Source organism: Streptomyces sp. CC208A, assembly GCF_030010625.1.
Taxonomy (GTDB): Bacteria; Actinomycetota; Actinomycetes; order Streptomycetales; family Streptomycetaceae; genus Streptomyces.
This window is the reverse complement of the sequence record NZ_JASCXN010000022.1, coordinates 52,988-72,694: the sequence shown is the minus strand read 5'-3', so window position 1 is coordinate 72,694 and position 19,707 is coordinate 52,988. Positions and strand designations below refer to the sequence as shown.

17 protein-coding genes and 1 pseudogene are annotated in these 19,707 nt (G+C 74.8%); 7 read left to right on the top strand and 11 right to left on the bottom strand.

What is annotated here, in order from left to right; genetic code table 11:
* Nucleotides 1-54: 54 nt before the first annotated feature.
* On the top strand, nucleotides 55-357 hold the full coding sequence (locus tag QK442_RS23000) for a hypothetical protein (protein WP_282695922.1): 303 nt from the start codon (nucleotides 55-57) through the stop codon (nucleotides 355-357).
* Nucleotides 358-497: 140 nt separating this feature from the next.
* On the opposite strand, the gene QK442_RS22995 is transcribed toward QK442_RS23000, so the two are convergent.
* The 7 genes from QK442_RS22995 to QK442_RS22965 all read right to left on the bottom strand — a co-directional run bounded on the left by QK442_RS22995 (nucleotide 498) and on the right by QK442_RS22965 (nucleotide 10,691).
* Complete coding sequence (locus QK442_RS22995) at nucleotides 498-4,793, bottom strand: trypsin-like peptidase domain-containing protein (RefSeq protein WP_282695921.1); 4,296 nt, start codon at nucleotides 4,791-4,793, stop codon at nucleotides 498-500.
* Between the two features lie 31 nt (nucleotides 4,794-4,824).
* Complete coding sequence (locus QK442_RS22990) at nucleotides 4,825-5,208, bottom strand: CU044_2847 family protein (RefSeq protein ID WP_282695920.1); 384 nt, start codon at nucleotides 5,206-5,208, stop codon at nucleotides 4,825-4,827.
* Nucleotides 5,209-5,344: 136 nt separating this feature from the next.
* On the bottom strand, nucleotides 5,345-6,406 hold the full coding sequence (locus tag QK442_RS22985; protein WP_282695974.1) for a tetratricopeptide repeat protein: 1,062 nt from the start codon (nucleotides 6,404-6,406) through the stop codon (nucleotides 5,345-5,347).
* 220 nt (nucleotides 6,407-6,626) lie between these two features.
* Nucleotides 6,627-8,117: a hypothetical protein gene (locus tag QK442_RS22980; protein WP_282695919.1), complete on the bottom strand. Its 1,491-nt coding sequence runs from the start codon at nucleotides 8,115-8,117 to the stop codon at nucleotides 6,627-6,629.
* Nucleotides 8,114-8,434: a hypothetical protein gene (locus QK442_RS22975; protein WP_282695918.1), complete on the bottom strand. Its 321-nt coding sequence runs from the start codon at nucleotides 8,432-8,434 to the stop codon at nucleotides 8,114-8,116. Before QK442_RS22975 ends, QK442_RS22980 begins: the two co-directional genes overlap by 4 nt.
* Nucleotides 8,431-8,562, bottom strand: a complete 132-nt coding sequence (locus QK442_RS22970; protein WP_282695917.1) for a hypothetical protein — start codon at nucleotides 8,560-8,562, stop codon at nucleotides 8,431-8,433. Before QK442_RS22970 ends, QK442_RS22975 begins: the two co-directional genes overlap by 4 nt.
* Before the next feature lie 929 nt (nucleotides 8,563-9,491).
* Nucleotides 9,492-10,691 carry an MBL fold metallo-hydrolase gene (locus QK442_RS22965; protein ID WP_282695916.1) on the bottom strand — a complete coding sequence of 400 codons (1,200 nt, stop codon included), beginning with the start codon at nucleotides 10,689-10,691 and terminating at the stop codon, nucleotides 9,492-9,494.
* A 94-nt stretch (nucleotides 10,692-10,785) separates the two neighbouring features.
* Here QK442_RS22965 and QK442_RS22960 point away from each other — a divergent pair.
* Nucleotides 10,786-10,971: pseudogene (locus QK442_RS22960) on the top strand (TetR family transcriptional regulator); the annotation flags it as partial.
* A 187-nt stretch (nucleotides 10,972-11,158) separates the two neighbouring features.
* Here the strand turns inward: QK442_RS22960 and QK442_RS22955 are convergent.
* The 3 genes from QK442_RS22955 to QK442_RS22945 form a co-directional block, all read right to left on the bottom strand.
* Nucleotides 11,159-11,944 carry an SIMPL domain-containing protein gene (locus QK442_RS22955; protein ID WP_282695915.1) on the bottom strand — a complete coding sequence of 262 codons (786 nt, stop codon included), beginning with the start codon at nucleotides 11,942-11,944 and terminating at the stop codon, nucleotides 11,159-11,161.
* A gap of 143 nt (nucleotides 11,945-12,087) precedes the next feature.
* Complete coding sequence (locus QK442_RS22950) at nucleotides 12,088-13,134, bottom strand: DUF6745 domain-containing protein (RefSeq protein WP_282695914.1); 1,047 nt, start codon at nucleotides 13,132-13,134, stop codon at nucleotides 12,088-12,090.
* Nucleotides 13,135-13,195: 61 nt separating this feature from the next.
* Nucleotides 13,196-13,522, bottom strand: a complete 327-nt coding sequence (locus QK442_RS22945; RefSeq protein WP_282695913.1) for a hypothetical protein — start codon at nucleotides 13,520-13,522, stop codon at nucleotides 13,196-13,198.
* Between the two features lie 183 nt (nucleotides 13,523-13,705).
* Between QK442_RS22945 and QK442_RS22940 the strand changes: the two genes are divergently transcribed.
* The 5 genes from QK442_RS22940 to QK442_RS22920 are packed head-to-tail and all read left to right on the top strand — an operon-like array spanning nucleotide 13,706 to nucleotide 18,853.
* Nucleotides 13,706-14,665 (top strand): STM4015 family protein, encoded by a 960-nt coding sequence (locus tag QK442_RS22940; protein ID WP_282695912.1) that lies wholly within the window; start codon nucleotides 13,706-13,708, stop codon nucleotides 14,663-14,665.
* Nucleotides 14,662-15,813, top strand: coding sequence for an STM4014 family protein (locus QK442_RS22935; protein WP_282695911.1), 1,152 nt, complete (start codon nucleotides 14,662-14,664; stop codon nucleotides 15,811-15,813). Before QK442_RS22940 ends, QK442_RS22935 begins: the two co-directional genes overlap by 4 nt.
* A gap of 11 nt (nucleotides 15,814-15,824) precedes the next feature.
* On the top strand, nucleotides 15,825-16,646 hold the full coding sequence (locus QK442_RS22930; protein ID WP_282695973.1) for an STM4013/SEN3800 family hydrolase: 822 nt from the start codon (nucleotides 15,825-15,827) through the stop codon (nucleotides 16,644-16,646).
* Nucleotides 16,643-17,980 (top strand): STM4012 family radical SAM protein, encoded by a 1,338-nt coding sequence (locus QK442_RS22925; protein WP_282695910.1) that lies wholly within the window; start codon nucleotides 16,643-16,645, stop codon nucleotides 17,978-17,980. The genes QK442_RS22930 and QK442_RS22925 overlap by 4 nt, the downstream gene beginning before the upstream one ends.
* A 9-nt stretch (nucleotides 17,981-17,989) precedes the next feature.
* Nucleotides 17,990-18,853 (top strand): STM4011 family radical SAM protein, encoded by an 864-nt coding sequence (locus QK442_RS22920; RefSeq protein ID WP_282695909.1) that lies wholly within the window; start codon nucleotides 17,990-17,992, stop codon nucleotides 18,851-18,853.
* On the opposite strand, the gene QK442_RS22915 is transcribed toward QK442_RS22920, so the two are convergent.
* Nucleotides 18,840-19,652 carry an SGNH/GDSL hydrolase family protein gene (locus tag QK442_RS22915; protein ID WP_282695908.1) on the bottom strand — a complete coding sequence of 271 codons (813 nt, stop codon included), beginning with the start codon at nucleotides 19,650-19,652 and terminating at the stop codon, nucleotides 18,840-18,842. The genes QK442_RS22920 and QK442_RS22915 overlap by 14 nt on opposite strands.
* Between the last annotated feature and the right edge of the window lie 55 nt (nucleotides 19,653-19,707).

Genomic DNA, 19,707 nt, shown 5'->3' with positions numbered 1-19,707 from the left:
GCGCCCGTGACGGCGGAACCGCCCCACGAGGCGGTCACGGAACGCTGTCGTCCGGTGACTGTGACGGCGTACGCCGACGTGGAGTGGCGGGACGCCGAGGGGTGGACGCAGGGCGTCTACCGGGTCGAGGTCGGCCCCGTCCTCAGGGGAACCGTGCACGTCACCCACGGGCTGGACGAGGGCACCGCCGACCGGCTCGAGGAGGGCAGCGCCTACGTGTTCGCCACCCATGCCTGGGCGGACACGGCGAGGGACGGCCACGCGCAGCTGTACCAGGGCGAGATGAAGCCCGTGGACGACGTGCAGTCGGCGGTGTGGAAGAAGGCGGCCGCGCTCCCGGTGGTGCCGGACCGGTAGCCGGGCGGGGCCGAGGGGCGGCGTCTCGCCGACCGGGGTCTCCACGCCGAGCCGGCGCGCTGCCCGGCGGACTCCGGGGGCGCCGACGGAACGGTCGCCGTCGGCGTCTGCCGGGTCGTGGACGGACCGGGCACAAGCGCCTACCGGGGTGCGGGGCAGATGTCGGCCGGCAGGCCGGGGGGAAGGCCGCCGCGTTCGTCGGCGGTGAGGCCGCGGCCGAGGACGGCGCACACGTGGCGCTTCCAGAGGGCGGGGTCGAGGCGGACCAGCCCGATCCGGCCGCCCGTGGCGGGGGACCGCAGCAGGGCTCTGCCGTCGTCGGCCGCCGCGAGGAAGCCCTGCCGCTCCGCGAACCGGTAGGACTCCCGGAAGCCGGGGTCGTCCGCCCGGAGGAAATGCACGGAGCTGTTGTTGGCCAGGAAGAACCCGGCACCTGTCGTCAGGCCCGCCGCCCATCGATTCGGGTTCAGCGGTCCGAGCGGGCCCACCACTCTCCTGGCCGGCTGCCCGGGGCGCACCGACCACAGTTCCACCATGCCTCCGGTGGTCATCACGGCCATGTAGTGCGGGTCTCGCAGGAACACGGCCACATTGAGGTCGGGGCCGAGTCGTATGCGCAGCTTCTCCGTCTCCTTGCCGGTGGCCAGATCCACGGCGTGGACGTCCGGTTCGTTGCCGACGGTGACTCCGATGTGCCCCGGCTCGGAGTGGCGGCCCACGAAGTACGTCGGCCGGGCCTGCTCCGTGAGCGCCAGGTCGCGCAGGTCGATCGGCGGTGTGAGACGGCGGCCGTCGTGGGCGTCCCAGTGTTCGACGTACGGGCCGGCGACCGTGATCAGCCGGTCGTCGTCGATGAAGTAGAACTTCAGCAGCTCGGGCTTGCCGTCGTTCCCGGCGGGCGGTCGAGCCGCGGTGAACTCGGCCACCCGGCGCAACGAGGGCAGGGCGCGCACCGTGATGCGGTTCCGGTCGGAGACGTCCGCGACCAGGGTGGCGGCGCGGTTGACCTGGATCTGCTGTGTCGCGTCCGGGGGTGTGTCGGCGGGGGTCCGCGCTTCGGCGAGGACGCGTCCCTTGCCCTCCGTCTCCATGAGGCGCAGGCTCTCGCTGTTCCTGCCCACGCGGACCACCATCCTGCTTCCGTCTCCGACGAGTTGGGGAGGGCTGAAGGCGACGCCGCCGTCGTCGACGGTCAGCGCCCAGCCGGTGATGGCGTTGCCCTCTTTCGTGACGACGACGGGATCGCTCGCCGTACCCAGGAGCGGCAACCGCGCGGTCGCATGGGGGGTGGTCAAGGGGCCGAAGAACGTGGCTGGTCCATCCGTCCGCGCCGATGCCCCGGTGCCGACGACGCTCCAGGAATCGCTCTCGCCCATCACCGCGAAGCGCTCGCCCTTCTCGGACACGGACACGTCGACGCACCAGGTGCCCTTCCCTCGGTCGAATCGGCGCAGTACCCGTCCGTCGGCCACGCGGACGGCCTCGTAGCGGGCCGTTCCGTAGGTGTCCGGGTCGGGTCTGCCCTTTCTGCACACCACCGCGACGCCGCCGTCGCCGGAGACCGCGTGGCCGTCGTGCTCCAGGCCGGCCGCCAGTTCGCGCACCGTGCCTGCGGCGATGTCGACCGCCACCAGTGCGGAGTCCTTCCCCGTCGCGGGACTGTGCAGGGCCACCAGCGTGTTCCCGTCGGGCCCGAACCACACCTCGGTGAGCCGGGCGACCCTCTCCGGCAGGGCCCGCGGCCGTCCCGTGTCCAGGTCCCAGACCTGGACCGGCAGTGCCGCGTCCGCCGCGGACACTCCGACCAGTCGGCGGGCGTCCGGCGAGAAGTCCATGATCTTCATGTTTCCCGTGCCCAGGCCCAGAGAACGAGCGGTGAGCGCTCCCCGGAGCCGGTGCGGCGGCCCGGCCAGCCGCTTCCCCGAGGGCGTCACGTCGTGCCAGACCACCGTCCCGTCCTTGTCGATCACGTACGCGATGCGCTGCCCGTCGCGGCTGACCACCGGGGAGACGACGTTGTCAGCGAGGCGGAGCGGTTCCTGCCGCACCTCGCCGGCGGCCGAGCGGACGAACAGGGTGGCGCGGCCGTTCTCGGACGTCACGAGCGTCACCGCGCCGTCCGCGCTCATGGCCGCGGCACTGTTCTTGCCCTCGGCGCCGGTCAGCATCCACGCGGCGTCCCGCAGCGCGTCGTACCGGCGCATCAGCGCGCTGCGGGCCTCCTGCGTCGGGGCGGTCTCGTACGCCGCCAGCGCGGCCAGCGCCGCCTGACCGGGGTTGGTCTCCGTCAGCTCGTCCGACTGGACCGCAAGCGCCCGGGACCGGCCTTCGGCCGCCCGCCGCTCGCTCACGTTCGATTCCTGCACGAGGAAGGTGACCAGCGCGGCGATCAGGGCGAGGGCCAGCGCCCCTGCCACCCAGCCCGCCCGTGCCCGTGCCAGCCGTACCCGTCGGCGTCGGCGGGCCCGCGCCAGGAACTCCCGCTGCTCCGCGGTCAGCTCGGCCTCGCGCCCCCGCAGCCTCGCTTCCACGGCCGCGAGCTGGAGGGGGCCCGGCAGCAGGTCGGCCGCCCCGTCCGCGTTCCGCCACCGTTCCAGGTCGTGCTGCACCTCCGCGCGGCCCGCCAGGAAGTCGGCGCCGGCCCGCACTTCCTCGGCGAGCGCGGGCCAGGCCGTGATCAGTGCCTCGTGGGACAGTTCCGCGCTCTCGGGGCGGCCGTCGCCGCCGTACAGGACCAGCAGGCGCCGCTCGGCCAGCGCCCGCACCAGGCGCCAGGGTTCCTCCCCGGCCTCCTCCCGGGTCAGGACGCGCCGCATCGGGGCCTCGCCGCCCGGCAGCACCCGCACAAGCCCGGTCAGCAGCGGCCGCGCCCGCGCCTCGTCCTCCGGCCTGACGCAGGCGCGCCACGCCGACTCGGCATGGCGCCGCAGCGCACCGGCCACCCCGCCGAGTTCCTCGTACGTCACCGCCCGCAGCCGTCCGCCGGCCCGGTGCTCCCACAACTGCTCCAGGACGAAGCCCAGCAGCGGGAGGACTCCCGGCTCGTCGCCCGCGTCGTCGAGGATGCGGGCGACGAGTCCGGGATCGTACGCGACGGCCGGAACCGCCTTGACCGGTTCGGTGATCACGGCGTGCAGCTGGTCCCGTGTCATGGGGGTGAGCGGGAGCGTCACTCCGCGCCTCAGGGCGGGACCCAGCCGCGGGTGGCTCAGCGCGGCGTCCATGAAGTCGGCCCGCAGGGTGAGGAGGACCCGCAGGCCGGCCGGCTGCCGCTCGGGGAACAGCAGCGCGACGGCCTGGGCGATCTCCGGCTCGGGGCGGTTCAGCAGTGCCTCGGCCTGGTCGAGTACGACCAACAGCCGTGCCGGACGCCGGCCCGTCGCCCGGTGGAAGGCGCCGGTGAGCCCCAGCCCGTCCAGCCACTGCTCGACCTGGTCGGCGCTGTCCGCCCGCGAGGGGCCGTGACGCCCCGACCGTGCCGCCTCGAACAGCTCCGTGGCGAGGACCGCCCGCGGGGAAGCGGTACCGCCGAAGTCGACGACCAGGACCTCGTGTCCTTCCCGGCGCATCCTCGGCACCACCCCGGCGAGGGCGAGGGACGACTTTCCGCAGCCCGACGGGCCGTACACGGTGACGGCGCCGTGGTGGCCCCGCAGCGCCGCGACCGTCTCGTCGACTTCGTCGTCCCGCCCGAAGAACACGTCCGCGTCGTCCTCCTGGAGCGCGGTCAGCCCCCGGAAGGGCGCGGCCGGCAGCAGGACGCCGGCGAGCTCGGGTATCTCGCGCACGAGCGTCGCGGTACGCAGCACGAAGACCTGCTGCGTCTCCTGCTCCGGTTGCGCCGCGACCACGAGTCCGACCGCCGCGCCCAGTTCGTTGTCCCAGACGGGACTGCCGCTGAAGCCCTTCCTGACGTACGTCTCCTGCCCGCCGGCACGGGAGAGCTGCAGCCAGCCCTCCTCCGTCGCCCCGCTGAGCCGGCCCCGGAACCACAGCACGGTCGGTTCGGCGCCGGTGAACCCCACCGCGCGCGCCCCGTGTTCCCACACCCGGTCGGGTTCGACCATCGGCAGCGGCCTCGTCCCGGGGACGGGGTCGCGCAGCCGCAGCAGGGCCACGTCCCCCGTACGGTCCGGGCGGATCGGTATCCACCGCTCGACCTCGGCCGTGCGCCGGCCGGCGCCGGCCGCGTGCCACCCGGCCAGCGGGAAGTCGACGACGACCACGGCCCCGGCGGCCACCACGTCCCGCCGAGGGCGCCCGAGGGCGTCCGACACGACATGGGCACAGGTCAGCACCAGATCAGGCGCGACGAGGGCGCCCGCGCCGCAGACCGTCCCGTCCTGCCCGGCGACCCGTACGACCGCCGAGGCCAGGGCCTCGTCCGCACTGCGCGACGGCGCCCCCCGACCCGGCTCGGCTCCCGTTTCCTCCACCGGGCCCCCTCACCTCGGTGGGACGGGCCGGTCAGCGGTGCGAGCCGGGCTGCGCGTCATCAGCGGGCGCGGGCTGCGGGTCAGGCCTGTTCCAGGTCAAGCTCACGGAGAAATTGGCCGCGGTGGCGGTGCTGGCGATGACGACGTCCGCCTCGGCGGACAGCGAGACGCCGAACTCCAGGGTGATCTCGTCGGGTGCGTCGGCCAGTTCCCGGAAACGCCCCACGAAGCTCTCCGCCACGGGCCGCACGGTGTCCAGCATCTGCCCGAACGACCGCTCGGCCCTGGCTATGGACCGTCCGCCGCGACCGACCCGCACGAGGGTCTCGTCCACCTCGCGGATCTGCACGCGGACCGTCTCGCCGCCGTGGTCCTCCAACGGCACTTCGACCGTATGGACTAACCGTTCGCTCACCGCAGCCTCCCCACAGTCCGGAGCCGGAATGGTAGCGAAGCCTGCGGTGCCCGGGGTAGATGTCGCCCCCGTCTCCCTGCCGTGACCGAACCGGAAGGCGGCGCCGGCACCCACGCCTACAGCTGGTACCTCCTGCTCACCGTCCCCCGCCCCACGGTTCCCACGAACACCGCGGATCCGCCGGTGTCACCGCCCCGGGCGAACACGGCACCTGGTACTCCCGGGCGACGCCGGGGCGGCTGTCGGACCGCGTCAGCCGGGGCTTCCGGAAGCCCCGGCGTCGCCGCGGGCGTGCCTGGGGCTCCTTGAACAGCCGACCGCCGAGCAGCTTCGCGGCCGTCATGTCGCCCTCGGCCGCGGCACGCCTGTACCACTGCTCGGCCTCTGCCTTCCGCCCGCTGTGGAAGAGCAGGAACCCCAGGTTGACCATGGAGGTGACGTCACCCGCCCCGGCCGCGCGCCGCAGCCACGGTTCGGCCTCCCGCAGCCTGCCCTCCTCGCAGAGCCGGACGGCCAGCGCGCCGGCGGCGAGGGGGTGCCCGGTCTCGGCGGCCCGCCGGTACCACCGCACGGCCTCGTCCGCCCGCCCGGTGTTCTGCAGCAGTACCGCGAGATCGTACTGGGCGCGGTCGAACCCGGCGTCCACAGCGCGGCGGTACCACTGCTCGGCCTCCCGCATGCGGCCGGCCTTGTGCAGAAGCGTCCCGAGGTTGCTCATCGCGCCCGCGTCACCTGCTTCGGCCGCCCGCCGCAGGAACGGCTCGGCCTCGTCCGCGCGGTCGTCCTCGTACAGCACGACACCCAGGGTGGCGGCGGCCCGCGGATGGCCCGCCTCCGCGGCCCGGCGGAACCACCGCACGGCTTCCGGGGCCTGCCGGGTCGCCTCCAGCGCCAGGCCCAGCTCGTACATGGCGGTGGTGTCGCCCGCCTCGGCGGCCTTCCGCAGCCACGGCTCCGCCTGGGCTGCCCGACGCGTCCTGGCCAGCAACCGGCCGAGCAGGCCCATGGCCGTGACGTCGCCGGCGCGGGCGGACCGCTCCAGCCAGGGCTCGGCCTCCTCGGCCCGGTCCCGGGTGAGCAGGGCCCCGGCCAGCAGGACGACGGCCGTGGGGTGCCCGGTCTCGGCGGCACGTCGCAGCCAGGGCTCGGCCTCGTCCATCCGGTCGGCCCTCTCCAGCAGACGGCCGAGGTCGATCATGGCGGGCACGTGGCCGGCTTCGGCCTCCTGCCGGTGGATCCGTTCGAGCTCGTCCCGCGGGTCCGGTCCGCCGCCCGCCGCCTTCGCCCGCCGCTTGGCGGCGGTCAGGCGCATCTCGGCGGCCTCCTCGCGCCGGCCGAGTCGCTCCAGCAGGTCGGCGGCGAGCGCGTAGCCGCCCAGCAGGTCGGGGGTGTACGACTCCGGGTCCCGTTCGGCGAGATCACGGTAGGCGCGGACCGCCCGGGCCGCTGCCACGAGCCCGTCGTCGAGGTCGGCGTCCCATGAGGACCTGACGAACGCGTACCCCCACAGAGCGCGGGCCAGCTCCGGGAGGTGGGCTTCGCGGTCGGACCCGACCAGCTCCTCGGCCAGGCCGACGGCCCACCGTGAGCAGTCCAGTGCGTCCTCGGGCCGGTCGACCTGGGCGAGGAACGCGGCGAGTTCGATGCCCACAAGGACCTCTCTGCCGGCGGCGGTGACGGCGCTGACCGCCACCAGAGCGGCGCTGCCCGCGTCGAGGGCGATGTCCGGCCGGTCCCGCAGGAGGGGCGCGCAGCAGCGACCGTACGGTCTCCGGCGCGGTGGCCACGCCCGCCCGTTCCAGGACCGCCGCGGCCTCCTCCCAGGTCGTGGCACCGGTCAGGGCGGCGACGAACGCCACGCTCGCCATGTCGTCCGGTGCGGTGCGGAAGTCCAGTCCGGCCGCGCCGTTCTCGTACAGCCGCCGCCAGTTCTCGTGCTCCCGCTCCAGCAGGTAGGCCGACAGCCCGGCCGGGTCCCGGGCGGGCGTCCGGCCGTGGACGTGGGCGTCCACGGCGACGAGGGCCGCCATGTGCACGGTGAGCGTGAGCCCGAAGGCGGGATCCGCCAGCGGAACGGCCGAGGGGGCCGCGGCCGCGTCGGGTCGCCCGTACGGCTCGGCGAACCGGGTGCGTGCGGCGGCGAACACGCCTTCCCGCCCGGCGAGTTCCTCCGGCAGTGCCGCCAACTCCCGCTCCGAGGTGGCGGCCCGGTCGCCGATCATCGACTTCACCGCCGGCCACGCATGCGCCGTACGGGCCGGCAGCAGGACCCGTACCGGTACGCGCCGTCCGCGGTCGTCGGTGCGCGTGCCCCCGTCGAACATGCTGTTGGCGAACAGCCAGGCCAGGTCCCGCAGGGGCCACCGGTCGGCGTAGTCCACCAGGACCAGCAGCCCGCGCAGGTTCCCGGTGCGGGCGTCGTGGCTCCCCGCGGACTCGGCCAGGACCGTGCCGCCGTGCCGCACGACGATCGTCTTCCACCCCTGGCGGGCGGAGTGCGCGGCGAAGTGACCGGCCAGGCGGGTCTTGCCCCGGCCGCCCGGCCCGTGCAGCCAGCGGACGGCCGGCGCACCGCCGTTGTCGTTCCCGCCGTCCGCGCGGCCACCGCTGCCCGGACCGCTCCATCGGGCCAACTCCCGCAGTTCTGCCTCGCGTCCGGTGAAGGGCACGACCACGTTGCCGGCGTTGAGCAGCCGGCTGGGCTGCTCGATCCACGCGGGGTCGGGATCACCGCTGGGCGGCTCATGCTCCGCGAGCAGGTATACGGGCCGACCGTCGCCGTGGACGTGTACGTCCGCGTTGATCGCCCCGTAGGCGAACCCGTCGAAGGCGTAGACGTTCTGGACGATCCTGCCGCCCGAAGCGCCGCCGCGTATGCCGTCTCCGCCAGGCGGACGAGGAACCGTCATGCCTGGGCCCCGGACGGCGGCAGGGAGCGGGTATCGGGGGCGGGGGCGCCGTGGTTGTGGATGCTGCCACCGACCACGCCCTGCGCCGTGGCATGGGGGCCGCTCGCCGTGATGTGCTGGGTGACCGTCGTCACCTGCGGGTTCTCGCGCCGTGTCTCGGCCAGGAGCTGCTCCAACTCGCCGCGGGCCTCGGGGTCGGTCAGCAGCAGGTCCCGCAGCCGGGTCTCCCAGACGACCGCCACGCGCGCCCCGGCAGCGGAGTCCTCGGTCTCCGCCTCGGCCAGTTCCCGGGCCGAGCGTTCCAGCTCCGCCGTCATCCGCTCCTCGGCACCCGAACGGCGCCAGAGCCGGGGAGTCTGCGCGCGGCGCCCACCAGCCCGGCGGCCAGTGCGGTGACGAGCACGGTGCCGCCCTCGTAGGCCAGATTCTCGATCACTTCCGACATGGCCGTCGCCCCTCCTGTGCCCTCCCGGCGGCGGTCTCGATCAGCCGCCCCCGACCCTGACGCCCCTGACGCTACGAGCCGACCGCGCACCGACGCAGGGAGATCAACGGACAAGCAGGTCAAGGAAGTTGTACCCCAGCGGCCGATCGGCCGCCGACGGGGGCTCGCCGGCCGGGCCGGACCGTGCCGCAGCCGAGGCCGACGCGGCCTGGCCGACCACCTGGGGGCCGTCCTCGACCCCACGCTCTGCCGGACTCACCAGCACGCGGCCGACGCCCGCCGGGACGACACCGGACAGAAGGAACCGTCCGGCGGTGTCACCGCCGAGCCGGACGGCGACGCGCCGGGCAGGTGAGGGGGCGAGGTCACCACGACGATCCATCCGGTGTGCGAGCAGGGCCGGAGGTCGTTGTCACTGCCGGTCGCCGCCGAGCAGCGAAGCGACAGCCCGCAGCCGGAGCCGGGCCTGGACGCGATCCGGGTGCCCAGGGACCGGTCAGGGACGGCCACGGCGCTCTCGTGAGCGGCGCGCGGCACCCCCGCCCCTTCGTATTCGGCCGATGGGCCACATGCCGAAGGGGCACGGGAGGCATCCGGTTCGCCTCTCGTATCGCTCCGTCCGTTCTGCGCGGTGTTGCAGACGCGCGCTTCCCGGTCGTCGGCAAGCCGCGACCGCGCCGGATTCTTCCCAGGCGGTCCGACGCGGCGCGAGCGCCTGGCCTCGGTCACGAGAAATCCTCTGGACGCTCACCAGCGGACTACCGGCCGAACGGTACGGCCGACCGCTGTGCGGCCCGCCCCTCCCGCACGCTCAGGAACCTGTGACGCGTGTCCGGACGACGCCTCGGGACGAACCCGCTCCGGTCGGCGAAGGCACGAACCGTCGGGCATTCACCGAAGGCTCCTGCCCGGCTCGTCCTCACCCGAGCTCACCGTTCACCCGCCAGGTCGAGATCACGCCGGACGGCCCCGCCATGGCCCTCCACCGGCTCCGGCCGACGCCACGGGTGCGCGATGGGCTGAGACACCCCCTGCCACCAGGCGTCCACGGGCAGCTTCCGCGCCGGTTCGAACGGCTCGCCGGGGCGGGGGAACGCCACCGCCTGCCCGGCCTCCTCGGCCGCGTCCTTCGTCCACTCCGCCGGCTCCGCCCACGGGTGCGGCGCCAGGTTGAAGGTGGCCCAGTGGATGGGCAGCAGTACGCCGCCGGGCGTGCCGCCCTGGAGGTCGAGGTGGGCCCGGAGGGCCTCGGCGGGGGTCATGTGGATGTCGGGCCAGAACTCCGAGTAGGCACCGAGCTGGATCATGGTGACGTCGAAGGGACCGTGGGCGGCGCCGATGTCCTTGAAGCCCTGGAAGTAGCCGGTGTCGCCGCTGTGGAAGATCCGGTGGCGGGGGCCGGTGACCGACCAGGAGGCCCAGAGGGTGTGCTGCTGGTTGCGGAGGGCGCGGCCGCAGAAGTGGCGGGCCGGGGTGGCGGTGAGGGTGAGGTCGCCGATCTCGGTGGACTCGTGCCAGTCCAGCTCACGCAGGCGGGAGGCGGGCACGCCCCAGTGCTCCAGGTGGGCGCCGACGCCGAGCGGGACGGCGAAGAGGGTGTCGGTACCGGCCAGGGCCTTGATCGTCGGAAGGTCGAGGTGGTCGTAGTGGTCGTGGGAGATCACGACGACGTCGACCGGGCCGAGCGCGGCGAGCGGTGCGGGCGCCGGGTGGAGCCGCCGGGGGCCGACGAAGGAGAAGGGCGAGCAGCGCTCTCCCCAGACCGGGTCGAAGAGGATCCGTACGCCGTCGATCTCGGCGAGGACGCTGGAGTGGCCCAGCCAGGTGATCCGCAGGCCGGTGGCGGCGGGGCGGGCCAGGTCGGCCACGGTCGTCGGGTGGACGGGGATCAGGCCGGAGGGGGCCCGGCGCGCACGGGCCTCCTTCTCGAAGAAGGTCCGAGCGAAGTCGGCGGTGGACCCGGACGGGCTGCGGCGGGCCTCTTCGGGGTTCTGGAAGACGCCGTCGGCGAAGTGCGGCGAGCGGCGGATGCGGGCCAGCCGCTCCCCCGTGGGGTCGGCGCCGAAGGACTCGGGCCGCAGGGCGCGCAGCCGGGCCCGCAGCGAAGGGGCGGAGCCGGTACCGGTCACGGGACCTCCTGGTCTCTGGGGGTCGTTCCATTATGGGCGGCCGGGCCCGGGGCGTCCCAGCCCGCTGCCGGCGGGCGATACGGCCGTACGCGGAGCCGCCGCCCTCGGCGCCGGCAACGCACTGGTGCTCTACCGCTTCGCCACCAAGGAACAACGGCTGATCGCGGCGGAGGGCGGCCTCGTGCGGCTGCGCCGGATCCTCGGGCGCCGCTCGACGGCGGTGCGGTGGCCGCGCGCCGCCGTCCGCCGGTACGCCCCGACCGGGCAGGCCGAGGGCTGGACGGCTTCGCCGTCCGGACGACGGTCTGCACCGACGGCCTCCCCGGGGCGGCAATGCTCCGGTGGGCGGACGCGGTCCTCGGCCGCGAGCCGGGGCTCCCGCCGGCGGGGTCCGAACCCGGTCCACGGGTCCGTGCGCGGACGGCGTCGTTCACGGACGGTGCCGCGCCGGGGTTCGGGGCCGCGGTTCAGATCAGTTCGTAGACCGCCGAGACGGTGACCTGCTCCTCGATCTCGCCGGGGGCGAGCGGCACGCTCGGCTCGTCGGCCGGCATGGCCTGCAGCGCCCCGGGGCCGGGCCGCAGCGAGTCGCCCTCGCTGAGCGAGACCAGCCGGCCGAGGCGGTGGCCGCTCAGCCGGGCGTGCTGGGAGGCCTTCTCGTACGCGTCCCGGTAGGCGGCCTCGCGGGCCTTGGCGCGCAGCTCCGTCGGGTCGGCCACGTCGAAGACGATGCCGTTCACCCGGCCGGCGTCCCCGGTGGCGTCGTTGACGGCCTCGACGACCTGGCCGGCCCGGCCGATCTCCCGGATCTTCACGGAGAAGGTCTGGCCCGCCTGGTAGCCGGTCACCTTGGACTCGCCGCCGCTCGTCTGGGCGTAGACAGGGGTGAGGGAGAGGCTGTTGGTGCGGATGTCGCGGTCCTCGACGCCCTCCTCGCGGAGGACGGCGAGCAGCGCCTCCGCGACGGTCTTCTGCGCCGCCATCGCCTCCTTCGCCGTCGCCTTCGTGACCTCCACGCCCACCGAGAGGATCGCCAGGTCGGGGGCGGCGGAGGCGCTGCCGCTGCCCGTGACGGTGACCGTCGCGGGCGTCTCGGCCCGGGCGGCGGCGCGCGGGGCGAGGCGCTCCGGGGTCGCGGCCAGTGCGGGGGCGGCGGTGCCCGCGAGGAGGCCGCCGAGGACGGCGGTGGCGGCGAGCAGCCGGGCGGCGCGGAGGCCGCGGCGGGGGAGGGCGGGCGCGGGGCGGTGCGGCACGGGCGGTCCCTTCGACGGTGGGGTGCCGGTGGCTCCGGCGGGCACATCCCAGCACCCGGGGCCGCCGCCGCCCGGGCGCCACTCCTGGTCAGGGCCGCCCTTCACCTCTCCGGGCCAGCCGACGGGCCGCTGCCGACAGGCGCTCAGGTCTGGACGAGGGGCTCGTACACCTCCGCTCCCAGCCCGAAGGTCCAGGCGACGCCCTCGCGGGCGGTCCGGGTGCCGGGCGGCACGCGGAGCCAGTAGGTGCGGTGGGTGCCGTCCGGTTCGGGTGTCGAGTTGACCACCTCGACCATGACGACGTCCTCGTCGTCGGCCAGCTCGATCCGCCACAGCACGCCCGTCTCGTCGCGGCCCTCGGGGCGGGCCCCCGACTCCTCCAGGTAGCGCTCGTAGCCGTAGTACTCCAGCATCACGCGCCGCAGCTCGGCGTTCTCCTCCTCGCGGATCCGCTCCGGCGTCAGATCCGTGAGTTCCGCCAGGAATCCGGCCGTGACGGGCATGCCCCGCCAGGCGTGGAGGGCGAAGCCGTCGCGGTGGACGAGGGCCGGGCCGTCGCCGCGGTCGAGTCGGCCCGCCTCGTCCCGGTGGAGTGCGACGGGCCGCTCGCAGACCACGGCGGCCTTCTCGTACGGCCACCACCAGCCGGCCTGCTCCGCGACGGCCGCGAGGCCCGCGAGCCGGTCCCCGTGCCCGTCGAAGGCGGCGAGCCAGGCGGCGTCCTGCTGTCCGAGGACCGCGTCGTACAGCAGCTCGCGCCCGGCGGCCCCGGTGAGCGCGCCGGGCCCCTGGCGGTCCTCCAGCGCCTCCAGGACCCCGGCTCTGATCCGCTCGGCGAGCGCCCGCGTCGGGTCCCAGAGCCGGGCGCCGGTGGCCTGCCAGTGGGCCGTCCAGCCGGCCGGACCGAGCGCGTCGTGGAGCCGGCGGCGCTCCTCCGCCCACGGCAGGGTGCGTACCTCCTCGCGGACCGGGCGCCCGCGGTCCGCGAGGCCCGCCACCAGCTCGACGCCGGCGAGCGGCGAGTCCGCCCAGAGCACCCGCTCCGGCGCGGGCAGCCCGGTGGCCTCGTAGGCCAGCCGGATCCCGGCCTCGGCGGCCGCCCGGTCGGCGGGTCCGGTGGCGGCCGCGACGGCCCGCCACTTCTCGTACGTGTCGCCGTCGTTCATCGTGCCGTCCCCCGACGTCCCCATCCCCGTCCCCATCCTCTTCTTCACGCTCGTGCTCACGGCCATGTCGCCCCGCCCCTCCCCCTCAGTCCGCCACGATCCGGTACGCGCCGGGCACGTACTCCCGCTGCCGCACCACCCGGTACCAGCCTCTGGGCAGGACGATCGGCGCGTGCTCCTCGTGCACCAGGCGTCCGCCCTCGGGAAGTTCGAGGAGGTACGGGCCGTACGGCCCCGGCTCCCGCACCAGCCGGCCGGGCCCCGGGATCGCGTGGGCGTGTCCGGTGACCTCCCCGAACGCGAGCACGAGCCGCCCCCGCGCGTCCCTCGGCTCGCCCCGCGCGTCCTTCGCCCGTGCGGGCACGGCCCGCTCGTCGACGGACACGATCAGCACGTCCCCCTGCCGGTACATGGCTCTCCCCTTCCCCGTTCGGCGCCGGGTGCCCGAACACGAGAACGACGCTAGAGGCCGCCACTGACAACGCGTCCGCCCCGGCCCCGCGCACGCCCGTTGTCGGTGGGACTTGGTAGAACTCTTGCCGTCAGTCCGTACACCTGTCAGTCCGTACAGCCGTCCGTCGTCTGGAGCACCGTCATGACCATTGGGGCCCACCTGGAGGAGTTCCACGGCCTCCCCGTCTTCGACCTCCCGGAGGCCGGGTCGCCCGCCGAACTGCCCGACGCGGCGGCCGTGGCCTGGCGGCTGTCGAGTCCGACCTACCGCGACCCGGAGGAAGAGCGCTGGGAGGACGTCTTCGAGCGTTTCCTCAAGACCGTGGACACCGGCCGGGTCCGCGCGATCGTCGTGGGCGGCTGGGAGGACGCGTACGAGACCTCCTCGACCCGGATCGTCACCGCGCTCATCGGGGCGAACAACCGGCTGACCGCCCTGGAGGCCGTCTTCCTCGGGGACATGACCTTCGAGGACTGCGAGATCTCCTGGATCGTCCAGTCGAACGTGACGCCGCTGCTCGCCGCCTACCCGGCCCTGCGGGAGTTCGGCGTGCGCGGCGGCACGGACCTCGTCTTCCCGCCGGTGCGGCACACGGGCCTGCGGACCCTGGTCGTGGAGACCGGCGGGCTCGGCGCCGAGGTCGTGCGCGGCATCGCCGGGAGCGACCTGCCGGCCCTGGAGAAGCTCGAACTGTGGCTCGGGACGGACGAGTACGGGGGCGACTCCACGCCCGGCGACCTGGCGCCGCTGCTCTCCGGCGAGACCTTCCCCGCGCTGCGCAGCCTGGGGCTGTGCAACAGCGTGATCCAGGACGAGGTGGCCGCCGCCGTGGCGTCCGCCCCGGTCGTCGCCCGTCTCGACCGGCTCGACCTCAGCATGGGCGTGCTCACCGACGAGGGCGCGGCCGCGCTGCTCGACGGCCAGCCGCTGACCCATCTGCGGGAGCTGGACCTGGAGCACCACTACCTCTCGAAGGCCATGCAGGAGCGGCTGACGGCCGCGCTCGCCCCGCACGGGGTGCGGGTCGTCCTGGACGACCCGCAGGACGGTGAGGACGACGGCGACGGGGGCGTCTGGCGTTACGTCGCCATCGCCGAATGACCGGCGGCCCGCGCCTCGTCGTCGTCGGTGACCCGGCGGGGCGCCGCGTCGCGTTCTTCCAGGACGCGCTGCGCGCCGCCGGGCTGCCCGGGGCGCGGACCGTCTCCTGGCTCGACGTGCTGCGCGGCCGGGCCCGGTTCTCGGCGGGCGAGACCGTGCGGGTCGACTCGCCCGGGGAGGTGCCCGAGGTGGACCGGCTGCTGCGCGGCATCGACGATCCGGCGCGGGTGGAGGGCGGCCGGCTCTGGTACGAGCGGTTCACCGCCGCCGTCGCCGGGCTCGCGGACGGGGCCGCACGGGCCGGGGCGGGGCTCGTCGACGACCCGGCCGAGACGGCCGTCCTCTTCGACAAACGGCTGACCCACGGCCGGCTCGCCGCCGCCGGGGTGCCGGTGCCGGCCTCGCCGACCTCCGGTCCCGGCGGGGCGCCGGTGCGGGGCTGGGACGACCTGGTGGCGCTGATGGCCGGGGCAGGGCTGCGCCGGGTCTTCGTGAAGCCGGCCCACGGCTCCTCCGCCTCGGGGGTGCTGGCCGTGGAGACCGCCGGCGCGGGCAGGGTGCAGGCCGCCACCTCGGTCGAGCGGGACGGGGCCGGCCGGCTCTTCAACTCGCTGCGGGTGCGGCGTTACCGGGGCGAGCGGGAGGTCGGCGCCCTGGTCGACGCGCTCGCCCCGGACGGGCTCCATGTGGAGCGCTGGCTGCCGAAGGCGGCGCTGGGCGGCCGGGCGGCCGACCTGCGGGTGGTGGTGACCGGCGGGCGCGCCACCCACGCGGTGGTCCGCACCAGCCGCTCGCCGATGACCAATCTGCACCTCGGCGGCGCCCGGGGCGACCTCGCCGCCGCGCGGGCGGCGATCACCGCGGCCGGAAGCCGCTGGGAGGAGGCCCTCGCGGTGTGCGAGCGGGCGGCGGCGGCCTTCCCCGGCACCCGCTGCGTCGGCGTGGACCTGCTGCCGGGCGCCGGCTGGCGGCGCTTCGCGGTCGGCGAGGTCAACGCCTTCGGGGACCTCCTGCCGGGTCTCACCGGCCTCCCCGGCAGCGGCGCCGAGGGCCTGGACACGTACGGTGCCCAGGTCGCCGACCTGCTGCGGAACCGCCCCACACCCGCTCCCGCGGAAACAAGCACCACAGGAACGAGCACCACGTGAACCAGCCCGACATGAACGGGATCGTCGGCAGCCATGACCTGCTCCTGGTCACCCTCGACACCCTCCGGTACGACGTGGCCGCCGAGCTGGCCGCCGCCGGCCGCATACCGAACCTGGCCCGGCACCTCCCGGACGGCCGCTGGGAGCGGCGGCACGCCCCCGGCAGTTTCACCTACGCCTCCCACCAGGCGATCTTCGCCGGTTTCCTGCCGACTCCGGCCGCGCCGGGACCGCACCCCCGGCTCTTCGCGGCCCGGTTCGCGGGCAGCGAGACCACCGCGGACGGCACCTACGTGTACGACGCCCCCGACCTGGTCTCGGCGCTGGCCGCCGAGGGCTACCGGACGGTGTGCGTGGGCGGCGTCGGCTTCTTCAACAATCGGCCGCCGCTCGGTTCGGTGCTCCCCGGCCTCTTCCAGGAGAGCCACTGGGAGCCGTCCTTCGGGGTGGCCTCGCCGACCTCGTTCGAGGCGCAGGTGGCGCGGGCCGAGGAGGTGGTGGCGGCGCTGCCGTCGGACCGGAGGCTGTTCCTCTTCGTGAACGTGTCGGCGCTGCACCAGCCGAACTGGTTCCACCTGCCGGGGGCGACCCGGGAGGCCGGCGACTCGCGGGCCACCCACGCGGCGGCCCTGGAGTACGTGGACCGGCACGTCGGGCGGCTGTTCGCCGCGATGTCCTCCCGCCGCCGCTGCTTCGCGATCGTCTGCTCGGACCACGGCACGGCGTACGGCGACGACGGGTACACGGGGCACCGGCTCGGCCACGAGGTGGTGTGGACGGTGCCGTACGCGCAGTTCACGCTGGACGGTCCCCGGGAAGGAGCCGCCGCGTGACCGGCGCCCCGCTCCCCCGCCCGTACCGCTCGTACGTGTACGCCTACCCGCACAAGACGGCGTACCGGCCGCTGCCCGAGCGGCCGGGGCTCGCCGCGCTCTGGGCGGACGAGCCGAAGGACGCCCTCTCGCTCTACGCGCACGTGCCGTTCTGCGAGGTCCGCTGCGGCTTCTGCAACCTCTTCACCCGGATCGGCGCCCCGGACGAGCTGACGACCCGCTACCTCGACGCGCTCGACCGGCAGGCCGTGGCCGTCCGGGAGGCGCTGGGCGACACGGAGCCGGTGCGATTCGCGACGGCGGCGTTCGGCGGCGGCACCCCCACCTTCCTGACCGCCGCCGAGCTGGCGCGGCTCTGCGACATCGCCGAGCACCGCATGGGGGCTGACCTGCGGGCGATACCTCTCTCCGTGGAGACCTCGCCGGCCACCGCCACCGCCGACCGGCTCGCGGTCCTCGCCGGGCGGGGCGCGACCCGGCTGAGCATCGGGGTGCAGAGCTTCGTCGACGCCGAGGCGCGGGCGGCGGTCCGGCCGCAGCGCCGCGCGGACGTGGAGGCGGCGCTCGGCCGGATCCGGGACTCCGGCGTGCCGGTGCTCAACATCGACCTCATCTACGGCATCGACGGGCAGACCCCGGAGTCCTGGCGGTACTCGCTGGACGCGGCGCTCGCCTGGCGGCCCGAGGAGCTGTACCTGTACCCGCTGTACGTGCGTCCGCTGACCGGGCTCGGCCGCTCGGGCCCCGCCGAGTCGGACCGGGAGTGGGACGAGCGGCGGCTGCGGCTCTACCGGCAGGGCCGGGACCACCTCCTCGCGCACGGCTACGAGCAGGTGTCGATGCGGATGTTCCGCCGGTCCGGCGCGGACCCGGCCGGTCCGGACGACCACGCCTGCCAGACGGACGGCATGATCGGCCTGGGCTGCGGTGCCCGCTCGTACACCGCCGCGCTGCACTATTCCTTCGACTACGCGGTGGAGATGCGGGAGATACGGTCGATCATCGACGCCTACACGGAGACGGCGGACTTCTCCCGGGCCGAGGTCGGTCGGTGGGTGGACGGCGCGGAGGCCCGCCGCCGGCACCTCCTGCAGTCGCTGCTCCAGGCGGAGGGGATGGAACTCGCCGGGTACGAGAAGCGGTTCGGCTCGACGGTGTACGAGGACTTCGGCGCGGAGCTCGGCAGGTTCGCGGCGTACGGCTGGCTGGACGGGGCGGCGCCTGACGGGCTGCTGAGGCTGTCGGCGGAGGGGCTCGCGTACTCGGACGGGCTCGGTCCCGAGCTGTTCTCCCCGGCGGTGCGGGCCGCGATGGCCGCGTACGAGCCGAAGTAGGGGGCGGTCGTGGAGCTGACGCTGCTGTACCGGGGGCCGCTGGCCTCCTGCGACTACGACTGCCCGTACTGCCCCTTCGCCAAGCGGCGTGACGGTCCGGAGACGCTGCGGGCGGACCGGGCGGCCCTGGAGCGGTTCACCGGCTGGGCGGCCGGGCAGACCGGGGACCGGCTGCGGATCCTCTTCACCCCGTGGGGCGAGGGCCTGGTCCGCTCCTGGTACCGGCGGGCGATGGTGGAGCTGTCGCGGCTGCCGCACGTGGAGCGGGTGGCGATCCAGACCAATCTGAGCTGCCGGACCTCGTGGCTCGACGGCGCCGACCTGGACACGCTGGCCCTGTGGTGCACGTACCACCCGGGCCAGACGCCGTACGACCGCTTCCTCGGCAAGGCCCGTGACCTGGCGGACCGGGGCGTCCGGTTCAGCGTGGGGATCGTGGGCCTGCCCGAGCACCACGGGGAGGCGCTGCGGCTGCGGGAGGCCCTGCCGGACCACGTCTACCTGTGGGTGAACGCGGCCGAGGGGCACACGTACACCGACGCGGAGGCGGCGGCGTGGACGGCGGTCGACCCGCTCTTCCCGTACAGCCGGCATCCGCACCGCTCGGCGGGGCTGCCGTGCCGCACCGGCGCGTCGGTGGTGTCGGTGGACGGCGGGGGCACGGTGCGGCGCTGCCACTTCGTCAGGGCCGAGCTCGGCAACCTGTACGACGGCTCCTACCGTGCCGCGCTGCGCCCGCGCCCCTGCCCGCTCGCCGTCTGCGACTGCCACATCGGCTACGTCCACCTGGAGACGCTGCCGCTGTACGACGTCTTCGCCGGCGGGGTCCTGGAGCGGATCCCCGCCGGACGTCCGGGAGTCACAGGGGCATGAGGTCGGGGCGCTTGGCCTCGACGTGGTCGCCGGAGCTCTCGCCGCGCAGCCGGCGCCCGATCCACGGCACCAGGTACTCGCGCGCCCAGAGGATGTCGTCGCGGCGGACCTCCAGGGTGCCCCGGGCGGGCAGCGGCGGCCACGGCTGGTCCGGGTCGGCCGGGACCGGCAGGCCGAGGACCTGGGCGGCGCGCAGCGCGACCCGGGTGTGGCCCTCGGGCGAGAGGTGCAGCCGGTCGTCGTCCCAGGCCCGGCGGTCCTGGACCGACTTCAGCGACCACAGGTCGAGGACCGGGCAGTCGTAGCGGTCGGCGATGGCGCGGACGTGGGCCGTGTACGTGGCGATCTTGCCGCGCAGGTGCTTGAGCACGGGCACGTCGCGGGTGTCGAAGCCGGTGGTCACCATGACGGTGCCGACGGCGGAGGTGAGGTCCTTCACGGCCCGCTCGAAGCGCTCGGCGACGTCGTCGGGGTCGGTGCCTGGGCGGATGATGTCGTTGCCGCCCGCGCAGAAGGTCACGAGCTGGGGGGCGAGTTCCTTCGCCCGGGGCACCTGCTCGGACACGATCTGGTCGAGGAGGCGGCCGCGGACCGCCAGGTTGGCGTAGCGGAAGTCCTCGGACTCCGGCAGCTGGTCGGCGAGGAGCACCGCGAAGCGGTCCGCCCAGCCGACGTAGGCCCCGTCGGGTCCGGGGTCTCCGACGCCCTCGGTGAAGCTGTCACCGATCGCCACGTACGACCCGAATGACCGGAATGCCCCGAACGCGTTCTTGTCTGTTGCTCTCGAATCGTCTGCCACGGCAGCACATCCTTCCGTTCCGGATGTGACCTACGCGACCGTAAGGAGGGGTTGA